The organism is Ruegeria sp. HKCCA6837, from assembly GCF_013034475.1.
GTDB lineage: Bacteria > Pseudomonadota > Alphaproteobacteria > Rhodobacterales > Rhodobacteraceae > Ruegeria.
Genome location: NZ_WQGD01000010.1, coordinates 150,773 through 166,515 on the forward strand (window position 1 = coordinate 150,773; position 15,743 = coordinate 166,515).

The 15,743-nt window shown below is 57.8% G+C and carries 16 protein-coding genes; 6 read left to right on the forward strand and 10 right to left on the reverse strand.

From position 1 onward, the window contains the following. Nucleotides 1-34: 34 nt before the first annotated feature. On the reverse strand, nucleotides 35-1,120 hold the full coding sequence (locus tag GOV91_RS15025) for a polyamine ABC transporter substrate-binding protein (protein WP_171236113.1): 1,086 nt from the start codon (nucleotides 1,118-1,120) through the stop codon (nucleotides 35-37). Nucleotides 1,121-1,260: 140 nt separating this feature from the next. Between GOV91_RS15025 and GOV91_RS15030 the strand changes: the two genes are divergently transcribed. Both GOV91_RS15030 and GOV91_RS15035 read left to right on the forward strand, forming a co-directional pair. Further along, a complete protein-coding gene (locus GOV91_RS15030; protein WP_253284404.1) occupies nucleotides 1,261-1,944 on the forward strand; it encodes a GntR family transcriptional regulator in 684 nt (227 codons plus the stop codon). Nucleotides 1,945-2,018: 74 nt separating this feature from the next. After that, nucleotides 2,019-3,416 carry an aspartate aminotransferase family protein gene (locus GOV91_RS15035; protein WP_171180353.1) on the forward strand — a complete coding sequence of 466 codons (1,398 nt, stop codon included), beginning with the start codon at nucleotides 2,019-2,021 and terminating at the stop codon, nucleotides 3,414-3,416. A 398-nt stretch (nucleotides 3,417-3,814) separates the two neighbouring features. Here GOV91_RS15035 and GOV91_RS15040 read toward each other — a convergent pair whose 3' ends face one another. Together GOV91_RS15040 and GOV91_RS15045 are read right to left on the reverse strand one after the other, a co-directional pair. Continuing rightward, entirely contained in the window at nucleotides 3,815-5,131 is a 1,317-nt protein-coding gene (locus GOV91_RS15040; protein ID WP_171236115.1) for a lytic murein transglycosylase, read from the reverse strand. Between the two features lie 63 nt (nucleotides 5,132-5,194). Next, nucleotides 5,195-5,908 (reverse strand): YafY family protein, encoded by a 714-nt coding sequence (locus GOV91_RS15045; RefSeq protein ID WP_171095754.1) that lies wholly within the window; start codon nucleotides 5,906-5,908, stop codon nucleotides 5,195-5,197. 84 nt (nucleotides 5,909-5,992) lie between these two features. Between GOV91_RS15045 and GOV91_RS15050 the strand changes: the two genes are divergently transcribed. Beyond that, a complete protein-coding gene (locus GOV91_RS15050; RefSeq protein ID WP_171236116.1) occupies nucleotides 5,993-6,688 on the forward strand; it encodes a glutathione S-transferase family protein in 696 nt (231 codons plus the stop codon). Beyond that, entirely contained in the window at nucleotides 6,685-7,071 is a 387-nt protein-coding gene (locus GOV91_RS15055) for a DUF1801 domain-containing protein (RefSeq protein WP_171236117.1), read from the forward strand. Before GOV91_RS15050 ends, GOV91_RS15055 begins: the two co-directional genes overlap by 4 nt. On the opposite strand, the gene rnr is transcribed toward GOV91_RS15055, so the two are convergent. Genes rnr through dapE form a run of 3 tightly spaced genes read right to left on the reverse strand, consistent with a single transcriptional unit; the run spans nucleotide 7,062 to nucleotide 11,086 of the window. Then, entirely contained in the window at nucleotides 7,062-9,320 is a 2,259-nt protein-coding gene (gene rnr, locus GOV91_RS15060) for a ribonuclease R (RefSeq protein WP_171236118.1), read from the reverse strand. The two genes, GOV91_RS15055 and rnr, sit on opposite strands and share 10 nt — an antisense overlap. 47 nt (nucleotides 9,321-9,367) lie before the next feature. Next, nucleotides 9,368-9,943 (reverse strand): TIGR04282 family arsenosugar biosynthesis glycosyltransferase, encoded by a 576-nt coding sequence (locus GOV91_RS15065; RefSeq protein WP_171236119.1) that lies wholly within the window; start codon nucleotides 9,941-9,943, stop codon nucleotides 9,368-9,370. 3 nt (nucleotides 9,944-9,946) lie between these two features. Next, entirely contained in the window at nucleotides 9,947-11,086 is a 1,140-nt protein-coding gene (dapE, locus tag GOV91_RS15070; protein WP_171236120.1) for a succinyl-diaminopimelate desuccinylase, read from the reverse strand. A gap of 210 nt (nucleotides 11,087-11,296) precedes the next feature. On the opposite strand from dapE, the gene GOV91_RS15075 reads away from it, so the two are divergent. Continuing rightward, nucleotides 11,297-12,355: a transporter substrate-binding domain-containing protein gene (locus tag GOV91_RS15075; protein WP_171236121.1), complete on the forward strand. Its 1,059-nt coding sequence runs from the start codon at nucleotides 11,297-11,299 to the stop codon at nucleotides 12,353-12,355. Here GOV91_RS15075 and GOV91_RS15080 read toward each other — a convergent pair. Then, a complete protein-coding gene (locus tag GOV91_RS15080) occupies nucleotides 12,352-12,708 on the reverse strand; it encodes a hypothetical protein (protein WP_254440686.1) in 357 nt (118 codons plus the stop codon). The two genes, GOV91_RS15075 and GOV91_RS15080, sit on opposite strands and share 4 nt — an antisense overlap. A gap of 104 nt (nucleotides 12,709-12,812) precedes the next feature. Here GOV91_RS15080 and GOV91_RS15085 point away from each other — a divergent pair, with 104 nt between their 5' ends. Further along, complete coding sequence (locus GOV91_RS15085) at nucleotides 12,813-13,148, forward strand: cupin domain-containing protein (protein ID WP_171180425.1); 336 nt, start codon at nucleotides 12,813-12,815, stop codon at nucleotides 13,146-13,148. Nucleotides 13,149-13,205: 57 nt separating this feature from the next. Here the strand turns inward: GOV91_RS15085 and dapD are convergent, their stop codons facing one another. The 3 genes from dapD to GOV91_RS15100 all read right to left on the reverse strand — a co-directional run bounded on the left by dapD (nucleotide 13,206) and on the right by GOV91_RS15100 (nucleotide 15,698). After that, nucleotides 13,206-14,033: a 2,3,4,5-tetrahydropyridine-2,6-dicarboxylate N-succinyltransferase gene (dapD, locus tag GOV91_RS15090; RefSeq protein WP_171105853.1), complete on the reverse strand. Its 828-nt coding sequence runs from the start codon at nucleotides 14,031-14,033 to the stop codon at nucleotides 13,206-13,208. A 109-nt stretch (nucleotides 14,034-14,142) separates the two neighbouring features. Beyond that, a complete protein-coding gene (locus GOV91_RS15095; protein ID WP_171236123.1) occupies nucleotides 14,143-14,742 on the reverse strand; it encodes a GntR family transcriptional regulator in 600 nt (199 codons plus the stop codon). A 44-nt stretch (nucleotides 14,743-14,786) separates the two neighbouring features. Next, complete coding sequence (locus GOV91_RS15100; protein ID WP_171236124.1) at nucleotides 14,787-15,698, reverse strand: threonine/serine dehydratase; 912 nt, start codon at nucleotides 15,696-15,698, stop codon at nucleotides 14,787-14,789. Nucleotides 15,699-15,743 lie beyond the last annotated feature (45 nt).

A 15,743-nucleotide genomic window follows, 5' to 3' on the forward strand; every position in this document is an offset into this window, starting at 1 on the left:
GGTTTCCTGACCGCCCCGCGCTTGTTCACTCCGATCAGGTACCTGACTTGATCTTGGTCCAAAGACGAGTCACGACGCGCTGCGTTTTCGCGGGATATGGCGTCGTGATGTACAGGTTTTGCATCGTGGCCTCATCCGGATAAATCGCCGGATCGCCGATCACGTCTTCCTCGAGGAACTCCTGCGAAGCTTCGTTGCCATTAGCGTAGTAGACGTAGTTGGATGCAGCCGCCATGTTGTTGGCATCCAGAATGAAATTCAGGAACTTGTGCGCGCCTTCCGGATTCGGCGCATCAGCCGGAATCGCCATCTGGTCGAACCACATCAAAGATCCTTCTGCGAACGGGTGATATTCAATGTTTACGCCGTTGTCAGCTTCGGCTGCGCGGTCCCGAGCTTGCAGAATATCGCCCGACCAACCCACGGCGACGCAAATATCACCATTTGCCAGCGCGTTGATATATTCCGAGCTGTGGAATTTCTGGATATGAGGGCGAACGCTTGTCAGAACGTCTTCAACTTTCTTGATCACATCCGGATCGTGGCTGTCGGGGTCCTCACCGATGTACTGCAAGGTCATTGGTATCATTTCGGCTGGCGCATCAAGGAAATGAACACCACACGACGCCAGTTTTTCCATGTTCTCTGGCTTCAAAACCAGATCCATGCTGTTCAGTGCCACATCGTCGCCCAAGGCTTCTTTGACCTTGTCGACATTCACACCAATGCCCGTGGTGCCCCACATATAGTTAATCGAATAGGCGTTGTTTGGGTCATATCCAGCAGTTCGCTCTTGAATAACGTCCCAAAGGTTGCCCGCATTCGACAATTTGGCCGCATCCAGTTCCTGAAACGCCCCTGCCTGAATTTGACGTTGAAGGAACGTGCCAGAAGGCACCACCACGTCATAGCCCGAACCACCAGCCAGCATCTTGGTTTCCAGAACCTCGTTGCTGTCAAACACGTCGTAGATGAGGGTCAGACCAGTTTCTTCCTCGAATTTGCTCAGAAGCTCTTCGTCGATGTAGTCGGACCAGTTGTAGACACGCACCTCTTCAGCGAAAGCCGCTGAAGTCCCCAATGCGATGACCGCTGTCATGGTCAGCGTTTTGATTGTCATATTCTTCTCCCTGCAAGTGTACGGCTATTTTCCCGTTTTTTTGGATTTGATCAAGTTTTGCGTTTTTCCCTGATCCAGCGTATGGTTTCACGAGGTCTGTCACCTGACAAGTCAGGGTATGTCGAAATAGGATGAACCAATTGGATTTGATCAAAAATAAGGCATCTTCGCCGCAAGCCGAAAGCGGGAAACAGCCCGCGCACGAGCAGGTTTATCAAACCCTCAGGTCGCAGATCCTGTTTGGGGAATTGGTCCCTGGGCAACCCGTCACAATCCAGGGTCTGACTGATTCGCTGGGTGTTGGAATGACCCCGGTCCGCGAGGCAATCCGTAGGCTGATTTCGGACGGGGCCTTGGTATTTCAAGGTAACCGCCGCGTTAGCGTTCCGCTTTTGACCTCCGACGACATTGAGCAGATGATTTTCGCCAGAATCTCAATAGAATCAGAGCTTTCCAGACTCGCCACTGCGAATTTACAGGCAGACGACATAGATCATCTTGAGCGTATCGACAAACAGCTGGATCATATGATCGCAGATGGCGACGTTGGGGGCTATCTGCGTTTGAACCAGGCCTTTCATGAATCGCTATATTCCCACGCCAATGCAGCGATTCTCAGTGATCTTGCCGAAAGACTGTGGCTGCGTTTTGGCCCGTCTCTGCGTGTGGTGTGCGGTCGCTTTGGCACGCAAAGCCTGCCTGATCGGCATAAGGATATAATCAGCGCATTACGAAACGGAGACGCTGAAAAGGCGGCAAAAGCTACCGCTCAGGACATTGAACAGGGTATGGAATTGATCTCGGAGTCGCTCACATCAGGCTGATTTCGTCCGATTCGATTGACAGTCCAAAATTTGATCATATTGTGATCACCACTGCTTTTGTGGGAGAGCCTCAGATGTCCACCATCACCAACCATATGCCAACCGCCGAACTACAGGCACTGGACGCCGCGCATCACCTTCATCCATTTTCTGCCAACGGCGCGCTGGGTCAGGAAGGCGCACGCGTGATCACTCGCGCCAAGGGGGTCTATCTGACCGACAGCGAGGGCGAAGAGATTCTTGACGCCATGGCTGGCTTGTGGTGCGTCAATATCGGTTACGGTCGCGACGAACTGGCCGAAGTAGCCGCACGTCAGATGCGTGAACTGCCCTATTACAACACATTTTTCAAAACGACCCACGTTCCGGCCATAGCGCTGGCCGCAAAGATTGCCGAGTTGGCGCCTGGCGATCTGAACCACGTCTTCTTTGCGGCGGGCGGGTCCGAGGCCAACGACACCAATATCCGTCTGGTCCGAACTTACTGGGCCGAAAAAGGCCAGCCGAATAAGAACATCATCATTAGCCGCCATAATGCCTACCACGGGTCTTCCGTGGGCTCGGCCTCATTGGGAGGTATGGCAGGAATGCACGCGCAAGGCGGCATCCCGATTCCAAACATTCACCACATCAACCAACCCAATTGGTGGGCCGAAGGTGGTGACATGTCGCCCGAAGAATTCGGACTGGCCCGCGCACGCGAACTGGAAGAAGCCATTCTGGAACTGGGCGAAGACCGCGTTGCAGCCTTTATCGCCGAACCCGTGCAAGGCGCAGGCGGCGTGATCGTCGCGCCGGATACCTATTGGCCGGAAATCCAGCGTATCTGTGACAAGTACGACATCCTTTTGATCGCCGACGAGGTCATCTGCGGATTTGGCCGTACCGGCAATTGGTTCGGTTCGCAAACCGTCGGGATCAAGCCGCACATCATGACCATCGCCAAGGGCCTGAGCTCGGGTTATGCGCCCATCGGTGGATCAATCGTGAACGACGAGATTGCCCAAGTGATCGGCGGCACCGAGTTCAACCACGGCTACACCTATTCCGGCCATCCGGTCGCCGCTGCCGTAGCTTTGGAAAATCTGCGCATTCTTGAAGAAGAGAAAATCGTCGAGCATGTACGCGATGTAGCTGCCCCTTACCTGAAGGAAAAATGGGAGGCTCTGGCCGAACACCCGTTGGTCGGTGAGGCAAAGATTGTCGGCATGATGGCCTCAATCGCGTTGACACCAGACAAGGCCAGCCGCGCCAAATTCGCGTCCGAGCCAGGCACTGTCGGCTATATCTGTCGCGACCGGTGCTTTGCCAACAACCTGATCATGCGCCATGTCGGCGACCGGATGATCATATCACCCCCGCTGATCCTGACCCCCGCAGATATCGACGAGATGTTCGTGCGAATCCACAAATCGCTGGATGAGGCGCAGGCCGAGATCATCGCACAAGGATTGATGAAAGCGGCCTCGTAAGCCATTTCGCAATTATAGAGTCAGGGGACGCTTTGAACAGCGTCCCTTTTCTTATTTGGCTTCAAACTTACGTTTCTTACTGCAAACCCAGACGTAGAACTCTGCACGTTGCCACCTTTGAGAAGACAGTCGTCAATAGTTACGAGACCTCTTGCCAACAGCTACCATAAGTTTACGCGCGACAAAAAACTTGATTTCACCCACGTCAACTTCAAATATTCGCATGCGATTCGGAAGAATATTACCTCGGCCTGTATCGCAACCTGCCATCCCGCAGGGTCTACCTCCTGTCTGCCGTGTGAGTGGTGGCAGACAGGAGGCTTCACAAGGCCAAATCGTGAAAGACGCAGTCAGCGCCCGCGTTTGAAACTGAGCCGGCCCTGGGTTTTACGACTGCCTTATCGCAGCCGCTCCAATAATTCCTCAGTTGGATACCCATCTGGCCGCAAACCTTGCGCCAGTTGGTATGCGCGCACCGCGCTGATCGTGTTCGGCCCAGCGCGCCCATCTATACCCTTTGTATCAAACCCGGCATTGGTCAGGCGGGTTTGCAGTTCCTTTTTCTCGGAAAAACTCAACACCCGGTCCGCGCGCGGCCAGTTGGATTGAAACGGTGCGCCTCCGGCAAGCCGGTCAGACAGATGCCCGATCCCGATCACATAGGCGTCGGCCCCGTTATACGCTTCGATCACACTGAAATTGTCAAAGATCATCAAGGCAACGCCCTGCCCTCCGGCCGGAAGCAGGATCGCCGCCCGACCGTGGTCTGGAACAGCGTTGCCATCGGTTCCCACAACACCCTGTGCAGCCCATTCGGACGGCATCCGGGTGAAGTCTCGCCGGGCCGAAGCGTAGTCAAAGCCCGCGGGCAATCGCACCTCAACCCCCCAAGGTTGCCCCTTGGTCCAGCCGTGTTGTGCCAGATACGACGCCGCCGAGGCCAATGCATCCGTTGGATCGTCTGACCAGATGTCGCGGCGGCCATCTCCGTCAAAGTCGACCGCATGATCAAGATACGAGGTCGGCATGAATTGCGTGTGGCCCATCGCACCCGCCCAGCTGCCTAACATGTTCGCAGCGCTGACATCACCTGCCTGCACGATCTGCAGGGCAGCGATCAACTGGGTTTCGAAGAACTGAGCACGCCGTGCGTCAAAGGCCAGTGTCGCCAGAGACCTGAGCGTGCGGCTACTGCCACGATAGGACCCAAACGAGGTTTCCAGCCCCCAGATTGCCGTTACAACCTCTTTCTCGACACCATATTCAGCCTCAATCTGCTTCAGCACCTGCCGGTGCCGTTGCATGGCGGCACGCCCGTTTGACAATCGCGTGTCCGAAACCGCCGAGTCCAAATAAGCCCAGATCGGCTTCGAGAATTCGGCCTGATTTCGATCCCGCGCGATGATGTCTTCGTCAAAGGTTATGTCCGAAAACACCTGAGACAACGTCCGTTGCGTTATTCCCTGCTGCCGCGCCCTATCCTGAAACGCGCTCAGCCAGACCTGAAACCGTGCTGCCGCTGCTGCAGAAACCTGCAGCGCCTCGATCGATGGTCGCGGAACGGGTCGAAGCGAAACAGCCAAGTCTGCCGAAGCCAGCTGTATCGTTTCGCCAAGAGCATCACTGCCCGACCATTTTCCAGTGTCTGTTGTGTCCGCCTGCACCATGGATGCCCATAATGCGACGGTCATGACGCCGCCTACGCATTTATGCATACCGATTTTTCCTGATTACTGCTCAACCCTAAGGTAGCGCAAAATCGGCAAATCACAAAGCGCTCAGGCACCTGTCTCGCAGTCTTGTGCTTCCCGGTCGGCGCGGATGCGGGCCAGCACATCGCGCAGCATCGGCACCCGGTTTGGCCTAAAGCTTTGATCCGTCACGCACATATCCTGCATCCGGTCCAGGCGAAAAACGCGAAAATCCTGCCTCAGATGGCACCAGCTGAGCAACACATTCGAGCGGTCCATATAGACGATGCTAAGCGGATCCACGCGCCGACGCGTGGCCTCTCCCTTTGCGTCGGTATACGAAAACTCTACCGTGCGCTCGTCCCAGGCTGCCTGCCGCAGGGTTGAAGCGTCTATCGTCGGTGCCGGAGGACGATTAAATCGGGTGGCCGCCAGAATTGCGTGACTCAGCCTGTGCGACTGACGCGGTGGCAAGCGGCCCTGCAACTTTCGCAGTGCGGCACTGGCGGCATCCGCCAAGGCCGGGTCACCAATAACCTGTACTTCGCGCAGGCCCAGAACCAGCGCCTCAAGCTCATCATCGGTGAAACCCAGCGGGGGCAATGTTGCATCCTCGATCAGGGTAAACCCAAACCCCGCTTCGCCGTCGATAACGGCCCCCAGACCACGTAGCGCATCGATATCGCGATGGATCGTCCGGGCAGACACATCCAGATCCTGCGCCAGTTGCGCCGAGGTTTTCGGCGACGGGCCAGAACGCAGGGCCTGCATCAATTGGAACAGTCGTGCTGTGCGAGACATGATACACCCTAGCTTAAACCTAATGTCAGAAACTGTCATCAGTGCCGACTACGTATCAAGCATCCCCACAAACGGAGCCCAGTGATGCTGACCCTTCTCACCTATCCTTCTGCCTTCGGCCTGTTCAGTGCCAGCCCGTTCTGCGTCAAGACGGCTTTGATGCTGCAACATTCCGGCCGGAAATGGCAGCGCTCTGACATGCTTGATCCCCGAAAGATGCCGCATCAGAAACTACCCGTTCTGCGCACACCCGAGCGTCTGATCCCCGACAGCGACCTGATCCGCGACTGGCTGGAAACCAACGGCGCAAATTTCGATCAGGGGCTGACAGATGTTGAAAAGGCGCATTCCCGCGCTTTGGTGCGCATGGCCGAAGAACACCTGTATTTTCACATCGTTCTGGACCGTTGGGGCAATGACGACGTGTGGCCGATCCTACGCGAAACCTTCTTTACCGGGATACCGGCCCTGATCCGCAAGCCGGCGTCCAACGCAATCCGAAAATCTGTTCTGAAGGGGATTACGTCTCAAGGGATTGGGCGGTTTTCGCTGTCCGAACGGTTGGACAGGGTTGAACGCGATCTCGAGGCGATCTCGGCCTATCTTTGGCAATCCTCCTTCCTGCTGGGGAATAAGCCGACGTCTGCGGACATGAGCGTCGGTCCAATGCTTGCTGCAATGCGCGCAACGCCTGCGGATACCCCGCTGACCCAGCGCATCAAACAGGATAATGTGTTGAACAGTTACGTGGACCGGATGGAACAGGCGATACCCGTTTGAAACCTTTTGATAACCCCAAAGTCGCCGCAGCATTCGAAGCCTTGGCACCGCCCGCGCGCGCAGGGGCCCTTGCGCTGCGTGACCTGATCATTGACACGGCAACAACTCTGCCCGCGGCCACCCCGCTGCGAAAGGAGTTGCGCTGGGGCCAACCTGCGTATCTTGCACCCAAAGGATCAACGATCCGGCTGGGGGCACACAAGTCGGCCAGTTTCGCACTGTTCGTGCATTGTCAAAGCCGATTGATGGGTGACTTCACTTCAGCCTTCCCGAATGAAGATCGCATTGACGGGACCCGCGCCGTTCTGTTCGACGACCCGCATCAGATAGATCCGAACCGCCACGGGTGGCTGATCGCCCGGGCGCTTACCTATCACCTCTGACGGCGCTTGCGTTCCACCTTGCGCTTGATCTTGTCCTTCTTGCGCTTGGTGCTGACAGCCTTTCGGCGGGTCGCCCGCTTGGGTTGACCCCGTCCGCGCGGCAGCGCCTGATCGTCGATCGACAAAAGTTCCAGTTCCAGACCGCCAGTAACAGGTGTTGCTTCGGTCAAGCGAACGGTGACACGCTGACCGATGGAGATGATCAGGCCGGTGTCCGACCCCATCAGCGTCCCGGCCTCGCGGTCGAAATGAAAGAACTCGCGCCCCAAAGACCGCACCGGCACCAGCCCGTCTGCGCCGGTTTCGTCCATTTTCACGAAGGCCCCAAAACGGGCGATGCCGCTGATCCGGCCAGAAAACTCATTGCCCACCCGCTCGCTCAGATAGGCGGCCAGATAACGATCGGTTGTGTCCCGTTCCGCCATCATCGAACGGCGCTCTGTGTCCGAGATGTGCGTGGCGGTTTCGTCCAAGCGCATAATTTCATCTTCAGATAGCCCGTCCTTGCCCCAGCCATGGGCCGAGATCAGAGCGCGATGTACGATCAGGTCGGCATAGCGGCGGATGGGTGATGTGAAATGCGCATAGTTCCGCAGCGCCAATCCGAAATGCCCGAAGTTCTCGGGGTTATAATAAGCCTGCGCCATCGACCGCAGAGTGGTCAGATTGATGAGTTCCGCGTCCTCTGTCCCCGCAGCTGCGTTCAGCAATGCGTTCAGATGCCGGGTCTGCAATACCTGCCCCTTGGCCAGGTTCAGACCCGCCGCCTGTGCTGTTTCCCGCAGGCTTTCAAGCTTCTCAGGCGCGGGTTCCTCGTGCACACGGAACAATAGCGGGCGGCGCTTGGCAATCAGGGTTTCAGCAGCGGCGACATTGGCGAGGATCATGAACTCCTCGATCAGCTTATGGGCATCCAAACGGTCGCGGAAAGCAACACTCGTTACTTCCCCGGTTTCGGACAGGAGGATCTTGCGTTCGGGCAAATCAAGCTCTAGCGGCTGCCGCACCGCGCGAGCCTTTTTCAAGGCAGCGTACGCGGCATAGAGCGGTTTTAACACTGGCTCCAGCAACGGCCCGGTGCGATCATTCGGAGTGCCGTCAATGGCCTTTTGTACTTCTGTGTAATTCAGCGAGGCGGCCGACCGCATCAGTCCGCGGACAAAGCGATGTCCAATCTTGTTCCCATCTCCGTCGATCTGCATCCGCACAGCGATACAAGCGCGGGGCACCCCTTCGTGCAAGGAACACAAATCGCCTGACAAGCGATCCGGCAGCATCGGAACCACACGATCCGGGAAATAGCTTGAGTTGCCCCGCTTTCGCGCCTCACGATCCAGGGCAGTTCCGGGCTGCACATAAGCGGCGACATCTGCAATGGCGACCCAGATCACGTGCCCGCCCGGGTTCTTCGGGTCGTCGTCGGCATGCGCGTAACAGGCGTCGTCATGATCCCGCGCGTCCGAAGGGTCGATGGTGAGCAAAGGCATTTCCCTAAGGTCTTCGCGGCCCTTCAAACCAACAGGCTTGGCCTTGTCCGCCTCGGCAATCACCTTATCGGGGAAGTCATCTGGAATGCCGTGCTGATGAATCGCGATCAGTGACACAGCCTTGGGCGCGGTCGGATCACCCAAGCGTTCAACAATGCGCGCACGCGGCAGACCCATGCGGTTTTTGGGTCCCGCCTGCTCAGCTTCGACCAACTCGCCGTCTTTGGCGCCCAGCAGTGCCCCGTCGGCAACCAGCCATTCGGTGGATCCGGCCTTGTCGATGGGCACGATCCGCCCCCCTTCGGCGCCCTTGCGGAAGATGCCGACAATTTTGCGCGGGTTGGTTCCGATGCGGCGGATCAGGCGGGCTTCATAGTTATGATCTTCTTCATGCACCACGGTCAGACGCGCCAGAATGCGGTCGCCCTCGCCCAGCGCCGGATCACTGGCGCGGGCAATGATCAGCACGATGGGCTCGACCCCCTCGCCATGCCACTCCAGCGGGCGCGCGAACAGGTCGCCATCGGCATTCGGTGCTTTGACCTGCAAAACGCTGACCGGTGGCAGGCGATCCGGGTCGCGATAGCTGCGCTTGCGCTTTTCAAGATGCCCTTCGGCCTCAAGTTCTTTGAGGATGCGCTTGAGATCAATCCGATCTGCGCCCTTGATGCCAAAGGCCTTGGCGATATCGCGTTTCGACGTCAGAGTGGGGTTCGCCGAGATCCAGTCCAGGACCTCCTGCTTGGTGGGGATGCGAGTCATATCTTCGGCCTATCACGCGTTTGCGACCGCGTCATGATCAAAAAACTTCAGGCTTTCAGATCGGCCACCGTATCCACATCGCGCAGGTGATCCATCAACGAGACCCGCGCGCCGGGAACCGTGGCCAACGTGTCCGCCAAAGCGTGTTCCGTCGACCAGCGCACATTGCGAAACAGACCTGCTGGCAAAGCCGCATAGCGTTGCGCGCCAACCAGCCAGTAACCGCCATCCGGCGCTGGGCCGAACACCATCTGTGATCGCCCCAGTGCACCAAAGGCACTGGCAATGTGAGCCCGCGAAATTCCCGGAATATCGGCACCGATCAGGCAAACCGGACCTTTGGGCATGCCCCGCAGCATTCGCCCCATCCGATCCCCCAGATCGCCACGCCCCTGTGCGGCACGCGGCAAATCAGCCGGCCAGACCCGACTGTTCAGACCCTCTGCATCCGGGGACACCGCCAATACGATCTGCCAGCGTGGATCCCGCAGACGCCGGATCAACGACCGGGTCTGATGCCGGAACCACCATGCCGCACTCACCATGCCGATGTCGCGACCCAACCGTGTTTTCACCCGACCCGGATGGGGTTCCTTGACCATGATCACCAATGTACGCGGCATGGATCAGGCAAAGTATTCCGTCAGGATGCGCGTGTAGATCGACTTGAGCTGTTCGACCTGTGCCACCTCGACGCATTCATCCACCTGATGCATGGTGCGCCCGACCAGCCCAAACTCAACCACCGGGCAGTGATTTTTGACGAAACGCGCATCCGATGTGCCTCCTGTTGTGGACAACTCGGGCGTGACACCGGTTTCCGCTTCGACCGCCTTGGCCACCAGATCAGACAGTGGCCCCGGCGGGGTCAGAAAGCTCTCCCCAGAAATCTTGATTCTTACGTCCACCTCAACGCCGTATTCGGCAGCCACCTGATCCGCCTCTGATTTCAACCAATCGCTTAGGCTTGCACCGGAATGCAGATCGTTGAAACGAATATTGACCGCGCCACTGCTCCGGGCTGGGATCACGTTGGTGGCAGCGTTCCCCGTGTCGATCGTGACCACTGCCAAAGTTGAGGCGTCGAAGTGATCCGTGCCCTGATCCAGTTCGTGACTTGCCAACCGATCCATCAGCCGCGCCATCGCAGGCAGTGGGTTCTTAGCCCGATGCGGATAGGCCGAATGCCCCTGAACGCCAGTGATCGTGAACCATGCCGTCATCGAGCCACGACGGCCGATCTTCATCATCTCGCCCATCGTGTTCGGGCATGTGGGCTCACCTACCAGGCAGACCGACATGCGCTCATCTGCGCTGCTCATATAGTCGAGCAAGGCGGTGGTGCCATCCAGCGCATCACCTTCTTCATCGCCGGTAATCGCCAGGATGACGGCCCCGTCCGGCGGTGTGTCGCGCACGAAGTCTACCGCAGCCGCAGCAAACGCCGCGACCCCGGATTTCATATCGGTGGTACCGCGCCCGTACATCACACCATCCCGCACCTCGGCCCCGAAAGGCGGCATCGTCCAAGCCTCTTCGTCGCCTACCGGAACAACATCTGTGTGGCCGTTGAATCCGAAGCTGCGCGCGTGGCCTTTCTGGCCCCAGCGCGCGAACAGATTACTGATGCCGCCGCGGTCGACACGTGTGCATTCAAAGCCCGCGCCAGTCAGAACCGAGTCGAGCAATTCAAGCGCGCCGCCCTCTTCCGGTGTGACCGATGGGCAACGAATCAGGTCAGCTGTCAATTGAACGGGGTCGGTCATGCAGAGGCCTCTGGAGCTTTGTCTTTCGCGGGTTCGCGCACAGATTCAACGAATTGCCCGGTTTTCCAACCCCAATCCACAAAAAATCAATCTTCCGACGCCGGACGTGTCAAAGCGAGACCCCAGCAAAACATGGCAATTTACCCAGCGACCACCTTGCCGTGCGCCGCACAATCGCGTTACAGGGGCCGCGAAACAGGTGAAAAGAAAATGAAACGCGCGTTTTACGCTCTGATCTGCCTGACTTTCGCCGTCATCGCACAGCAGAGCCTGGCACAGACCCTTTCCGTCACGACCGTGACACGCCCCCCGTTTTCCTATGTCGAGGACGGGGCTGAAACGGGTTTCTCGATGGACTTGCTTGCGGCACTGGCCGAGTCGCTGGGCTGGGACTATTCCGTCAACCGTGTGGACGCCTTTTCCGATATGCTGGGTGCCGTACAATACGGGTCTGCCGACCTTGCCATCGCCAATATCTCGATCACGGCGATGCGTGAAACACAGATGGATTTCAGCCAGCCGATCTTTGAGGCCGGGCTGCAGATCATGGTGCCGTCAGACGCCGTTCGTCGGCCCTCGCTGTTGCAGGCGTTGTTGTCCAAAGAACTCTTCATTGCTATCGGTCTGGCCTTTGCCATTCTACTGGGCGGCGGCATGTTGATGTGGAGCTTTGAGCGCCGCGCCCAACCCTATTTCGACCGCAAACTGAACGAAGCCTGGTTCCCGTCATTCTGGTGGGCGCTCAACTTGGTTGTGAATGGCGGCTTCGAAGAGCGGATGCCCCGTACCCCGTTTGGGCGAATGTTGGGGGTCGTGCTGGTTGTGTCGTCGCTGTTCATTGTGTCGGTTTTCACCGCACGCATAACCTCGGTCATGACGGTAGACGCGATTACCGGCAACGTGAACTCAGTGAACGATTTGTATGGAAAAAATGTCGGAACGATCTCCAGTTCAACTGCGGCGAGCTTCCTGAATCGACGCGAGATCGAATTCACCGGCTATCCCGGCCTGGAACAGATGCTGGACGCCTTCAAGGCCGAGGAGCTGGACGCAGTCGTATTTGACGCGCCGGTCCTGTCCTATTTCGCCTCGCATGAGGGGCGGCGTATTGCGTCCATGACAGGCGGCATCTTCCTGCGCGAAAACTATGGCATCGCATTCCCGACAGGATCGCCGCTAGTCGAGGACGTCAATCAGGCTTTGCTGTCACTGCGCGAAGATGGAACTTACGACGAAATTTACCGCAAGTGGTTCGGTACACGAAACTAGGCTTCAGCCTCGTCGCCATAAAACGGTGTCATCTGCGCGACGATCACGGCGTTTTCGTCCAATGCGCGTTGCATTAGGGCACGCTCGTCCGGCTCTATGTCATGCCCTTGCGCTTCGCGTTCCGCCAAAGTGCCATAACCGGTGACATCCAGCGGCGCTGTATCGGCTTGCTTCAGAATGGCCACCGTTTCGCGCACGGCCTCGGCCTCGTCGACTCCGCTGGCAAAGCAGATCAACGCCGCGCCGGTCGCCCCTTCGGGCAGCCCGTCACCATCCTTGCGACCGATCTGGACCAGAAGAGTATAAACTTGCTGACGCGAAGGTTTCTTTTGCTTTTCCATGCGCAGGGCCATAGCTGCGTGCCCGCCGACGGTCAAGAAGCCCAGAATTGCAGACGGGCAATCTGGCGTCCATAGTACCGGTAAACAGCCGAACCATGATAACACAGGACCATTTCATGACATATCCCGATTTCATCACAGCATTTCCCAGCCTCGACGTCCCTTTCCCCGAAGATGTAGTTCAGACCGCTGTGATCCGCTCGGATGCTGGGCTGGTGGCGTTTTTTACTTTTCTCAAGGATTTTGAACTGCCCGCACATTCTCACAAAGCCCAATGGGGCACTGTCGTCGAGGGTGAGGTCGAACTGACCATCGGCACCGAGACCAGAATATACCGCCCGGGCGACAGCTATTCGATCCCTTCGGGTGTCGAACACGGTGGCAAGATCAAAGCGGGTTCTCGTGTGATTGACGTTTTTGAAGAACCAGACCGCTATCCGGTGAAGGCATAAGGCTCAAAAAAGGGCTGCAGCGCAAGCTACAGCCCTTCTTGGAGGATATACGGCAATTTAGTCGCGCAGCAATTCGTTGATGCCGGTTTTCGAGCGTGTCTTTTCATCCACCCGTTTCACGATCACGGCACAGTACAGGCTGATGTTGTTCTTGGAAGGCATCGAACCGGCAACAACCACCGAATAGGGCGGCACTTCGCCATAGGTGACTTCGCCGGTTTCACGGTCCACGATTTTGGTGGATTTGCCGATGAACACGCCCATGCCCAGAACCGAACCTTCGCGTACGATACAACCCTCGACCACTTCGGAACGGGCACCGATAAAGCAATTGTCTTCGATGATGGTCGGTCCGGCCTGCATGGGCTCAAGGACACCACCGATGCCGACGCCCCCCGACAGGTGAACGTTCTTGCCGATCTGCGCACAGGATCCAACGGTGGCCCATGTATCAACCATGGTGCCTTCATCGACATAAGCGCCCAGGTTCACAAAAGACGGCATCAGAACAGCGCCGGGTGCGATATAGGCAGACTTGCGGACAACGCAGTTCGGCACAGCACGGAACCCGGCGGCTTGCCATTGGCTTGCGTCCCAACCGGCGAACTTGCTGTCCACCTTGTCCCACCAGCCGCCAGCCTGCGGACCACCGGACTGGATTTCCATATCCTTGATGCGAAAGCCCAGCAGAACCGCTTTCTTGGCCCACTGGTTCACGTGCCAGTCGCCATTTTCAAGCTTTTCCGCAACACGCAGCGATCCGCTGTCCAGCGCGTTCAGCGTATCCTCGATCGCTTCACGCTGTTCGCCGGTGGTGGCGGGCGTGATTGTGTCGCGCGCCTCCCAGGCGGCTTCGATGGCGGCTTCCAGTTGCGCGTTGGACATGGGGCGTCTCCCTACAGAATCTGTTCGTGTCGGTTTGGCCTATACGCAAGTGGAAACAATGGTGCAATGCGACGAACATGGATCATTTTGCGTCTGAAACGGCCTTTCGTCAGCTTGCGCGGCGTATATGGCGGGTCAGGATGCCCTTGGCGGTGCTCAGATCCCTGCGCCTGAGCGCCTGAACCAGCGCGGCGTGATCCTTGTCTACCTGCTGTACCCATTTTGATCGCCAATGTGCGAACAGGTGGCGCGCGCTTGCGATATGCAGATCGTCAATGGCGTGCAAAAGCCGGGGTAGGCCACAAGGTGTCAGAATGGCACGATGGAACGCTCGGTTCAAAGCTTCCCATTGCGGCATCGTCTGCGCCTCATCACAGGCGATGCGTGCGCGATCGATCTTGTCCAACGCGATCGGAGACATGTTCTGCACGGATTGCTGCAACGCAAGGGTCTCTAACGCCACTCGCATTTCTATCACCTCACGCACTTCTGCCGGGTCCAGCGCGGTGACGCGCATCCCGCGGCGAGGCTCATGCCGGGCCAATCCATGCGCCTCAAGCCGCAACAGGGCTTCACGTACAGGGACGTGACTGGTGTCAAATTGGCGGGCAATATGGTCTTGCCGCAGCTTTTCCCCGGCCTCAAGCTCTCCGGTGATGATTTGCTGGCTCAGGTTTTGGTAGATCGTGTCGGAAATCGTAGCGGACATGGATTATAGATAAAATCCGCCCTACCCGTTCACAAGCCGATAATTCACCCTGCAAACGGGTCCGGTGCAATATTTGCGCCGCACAGCAGAACGGCAACACGCTCATCCGGTTCAGGCTGGTAGACACCCGACGTCAATGCAGCCAAGGCTGCTGCGCCTGCGGGCTCCACCAAAATGCGGTGGCTCTGCCAAAGCGCCTTTTGCGCATCCGCAATCGCGTCATCCGATACCAGAACCGAGCTCATGCCTTGCGCCAGATCGAAACAGATCTGTCCGATCCGCCGCGCGCCCAGCGCATTTGCAGCGATACCCGAGACAGATACATCCACCGGCTTACCCGCCTGTAACGCAGCGTTCAGCGCGCAAGAGGTTTCAGGTTCGACTGCAACAACCTTGCGCGCGCCGTCAAACCACGCCAGCGCACCGGCAATAAGACCGCCGCCACCGACAGCAACCAGAACCGTATCGGCCTGCACCCCCTGAGCATCCCATTCGGCAAAACAGGTCCCTTGCCCCGCCACTGTCGCCGGGGCGTCATAGGCGTGAATTTGCATGGCACCGGTAGCTGCCTCATGTTCTTGCGCCGCGGTCAGCGCGTTGGCGTATTCGCCGGACACGACGCTTAGATCCGCGCCAGTTTGCCGGATCAGCGCGATTTTCGACGGACCTGCCAGTTCCGGTACGAATATCTTGGCGGGATAGCCCAGCGTCTGCGCAGCATAAGCAGCCGCCGCACCATGGTTGCCCCCGGACGCGGCCACAACGCCTGCCTGTGGCACGTCCATGCTGAGCAATGTGTTGAACGCGCCCCGTGCCTTGAAACTGCCAGTGTGCTGCATGTGCTCGAGTTTTAGCTCGATCGGATAGCCCGGAATGCGGCTTTCCATCACTGGGGTCACTTGTGCATATCCGGCGATACGGTCGCGGGCTTTTGAAATTTCACTTTTCCAATTCATTCTTGTCTTTCCGTGACTGGCGCTCTGATCGCGAACCCTATAGCT